Origin of the sequence: Stieleria sp. (assembly GCF_041595215.1) — a bacterium.
GTDB lineage: Bacteria > Planctomycetota > Planctomycetia > Pirellulales > Pirellulaceae > Stieleria > Stieleria magnilauensis.
In genome coordinates this window covers 1-3,552 of sequence record NZ_JBFHKV010000920.1, presented here as the reverse complement: position 1 = coordinate 3,552, position 3,552 = coordinate 1, and the positions used below count along the sequence as shown (strand labels likewise).

General features: G+C 57.1%; 1 protein-coding gene. It reads left to right on the top strand.

Translation table 11 applies throughout. From position 1 onward, the window contains the following. Positions 1-3,552, top strand: a 3,552-nt coding sequence (locus tag ABX749_RS26265; protein WP_372898614.1) for a CARDB domain-containing protein, incomplete at both ends; no start/stop codon positions are given.

The window sequence follows — 3,552 nt, the reverse complement described above, 5'->3', positions numbered from 1 at the left end:
GCAGTTGACCTGAACGGAACGCTGGACATCACAATCGCCCCGACCTTTCTGCCCAGTCGCGGTGAGGCCTTTGATGTGCTGACGTTCGTGAGCCAAACCGGCGACTTTGCCACGTTCAACGGATTGACGATTGACAGCAATCGAGCCCTGGTGCCAGTGCGCACCGACAAGACCTATTCCCTGACCAGCGTCGTCGCGGGAATCAAGATCGATCCGCTGACCGGACTGCAAACCAGCGAAGCGGGTGGCAGCGCGACGTTCACGATCGAACTCGAAGACATCCCGTCCGCGCCCGTGACGATCAATCTCGCGCCCAGCGATTCGGGCGAAGGGGTTCTCAATCTTCAATCCGTGACCTTCGATAGCAGCAACTGGAACGTTCCGCAAACGGTCACGATCACCGGGGTGGATGACGATGTCGACGACGGCGATCAGCCCTACTCGATCGTCACCTCGCCGGTCATCAGTGACGATCCTTTGTACAGCGGGCTCGATCCGTCGGACGTCAACGTGGTCAACGTAGACGATGACGAAGTCGGCTTTACGGTCAGCACCCCATCAACGACCCAGACGTCAGAATCAGGCTCCGGATTGACGACTGTCGTGCTGGACCTGGCGGATGTTGTCGGGGGTGGCGACGGCACTGGGACGGGTGGAAGCCGGGGAATAAATCCGCTGACTGGAGAAATTGTTTCAACGCAAACGGGTACCCTGCTAGCCGACGGCTCCACCAACGTATTCACTGCTGTACCCACGTCGTCGTTTATTGATGGTGTCTTTGTCCCTGACGGTGGAGCGTCCGGAAGCACATCGATCACCGTTTCATCCACCGGACTGACGGTGACTGGAGTCGGAGATGGCGATTCAAGGACGTGGGATCACATTTGGAACGGAAACAACCAGAGCGTTGCAACGGTTCATCCAACGAATTCCCGGATCGGATTCCACGCCAATAAGGCAATTACCTTCGATCTCGACGCATTCGAGTCGGCTCATCCTGGGCTCGAAGCAAGCAGCTTCTCGACGCTGGTTGCGATCGAGGGTGACTCTGGCAGCGTTGAATTCAGTGTGGTCGTTGACGGGAGCATTCGCAATCAAGTGAGCCTCGATGGCAACGGCTCCCAGATGCTGAGTACCACGCTAGCGAACAGTGATCGTTTTCTCACGTTGATCGCGACTGATCGCGGAGCGTATTTTAGTGATCATTCGATCTTCGGCGATCCGACGCTGACGCTCGCACCCGAATCTCCTCCAGTCGAGCTTACGGTGGTGCTTGACAGTCAGCCCACGGCCGACGTGACGATCGCAATCAATTCAAGCGACGAGACCGAAGGCAAACCGTCCATCGAAGCAATCGTGTTCACGCCCGATGACTGGGATCAACCACGTAACATTCTCGTCATCGGACAAGACGATTCTGTGGACGATGGCGACATTGCCTATGACGTCACGATCAGCGTTTCCGGTTCCGCTGATTCGCTCTACGCAAGTCTCGCAAATCAGCAACTGAACTTGACTAATGTGGACGACGATACCGCAGGCATCACCGTGTCAGCGCCAGCGACGCTCGAAACCACCGAGGCGGGTGGGGTTGGCGTATTTTCGATTGCCTTGGACAGCCAACCGCTCCAAGACGTGTCGATCGATGTCAACGTCAGTGACCAGACGGAAGCATCGATTGCACCGGCAATTTACACTTTCACACCAAATAATTGGAATCAGCCCCGGACCTTCACGGTCACCGGAGTCGACGACTTGCTCGACGACGGCAACGTTCCCTACCAAATCACCTTTACCGCGACCAGTAGTGCCGATCCGCTTTACAACGCGATCCAACTCAATCCGATTTCGGCTGTCAATGTGGGGACCGACACGTATGAGTTGACGCTCACCGACGTCGATACGAGTGCGCTGAACTATGACTCGCAAAACTTGACGGTCCAAGGCGAGATCACTGCGACAGTCACCAACGTTGGACCGATCGATGTGACGGGGGCAATCGAAGTCGCTTTCTTCGAAGATGCAAACCTGGATGGGCTTTTCGATGCATCCGTCGACAATCTGCTGGGAAGTGCCATTGTCACCGGGCCGCTGGCCTCGGGTGCAAGTACTCCCGTCTCCGCAACCCTCTCGGGCGACGTTCAATTCGTGGACAACGTGATTTGGGGCGTTGTTGATAGCACGAATGCGATCCACGAACTCGATGAGATGAACAATTACGCTCGGCACGAATGCGTCGCCGGGACCACAGTGGCCGACGTATCGGACAATCTCTACGCCACCGCCGTGACCGCCAGTGGTTTTTGGAATGACAACAATGTTCCTTTCAATGCGTTCGACGGCACGGGTGCGTCATGGAATGCGGGCGGATTTCCGCAACAGTGGATTGAAGCAGATTTAGGTCGAAGGATTCCGTTGTCACGCGTTAACTTAATACCCGTGCAGGCTCCCTCGACGGCGACAACCACTCACGAAGTCTGGGTCTCCGATTCGCCCATCGGTAACACCAGATTGAACGCCGTGCGGGCGAAACGCTTGACTTCCGCCACGACCAATCGTGAAGCGTTTCAAATCAACTTTGATCAGCCGATCGAAGGCCGGTACATTCAGATCTTGACGACGTCTTCTCCGTCTTGGGTCGCTTGGCAGGAAATTGATGTCTTTGGAGCAACGGGACTTCCCGCCCCCGACCTGACCGCTTCTTTCATTCGAACGAATGCTTCGGGTGCTTCGGGTGCTTCGGTGGATGTTGTCGCACGAATCGGAAATGGAGGCTCCGCCGACACGCCGGTCGGAGTTCCCGTCGCTGTCTACAACGGGGACCCAAGTGCCGGTGGAGTTCTGATTGGAACAGCGGCTTCGACATCGATCCTGGGGCCCGGTGAGTTCGAAGACGTCACCATCACGGTTCCCAGCGGGTTTGCGCAGCTCTGGGTTGTTGCCGATGACAACGGCACGGGCACCGGCATCGTGGTCGAGTGTGATGAGAACAATAATTCCGCTTCCGTTGACGCCCAACCCCAACCCGACTTGAGCATCGAGGTGTTGACGGCCACTGCCACGGCGCAAACGGATGAGCAGATTCCCGTTTCGTGGCGTGTGAAGAATCTGGGGCTAGCGTCCGCGGAAGCTTCGTGGAGCGATCGGGTTTATCTGTCCACCGATCAAACCCTCGACGCCTCGGACACATTGCTCGCCCAGTTCAGCCGGACGGCCGACTTGGCGACCGAAGCGAGCTACGACGCGCAGCTTGACGTGACGATGCCTCGGGACGCCATCGGCGATTTCTACTTGCTGTTCGCAACCGATGCGGGCGGTTCGATCATTGAATTCGATGAGGCCAATAACCTTGTCTCCGCCGCGATCAGAATCGATCCCGCCCCGACGCCGGACCTGGTCTTCACTTCCGCGTCCATCAGCGATGAATCAATCCAACCCGGCCGAGAGGTCACCGTCCGTTGGACGGCCCAGAATCTTGGCGATGCAGCCACCGGCGGCAACTGGACCGATGTCGTTTATCTGTCTCCCGATGGTACAGTTGCTAACGGCATT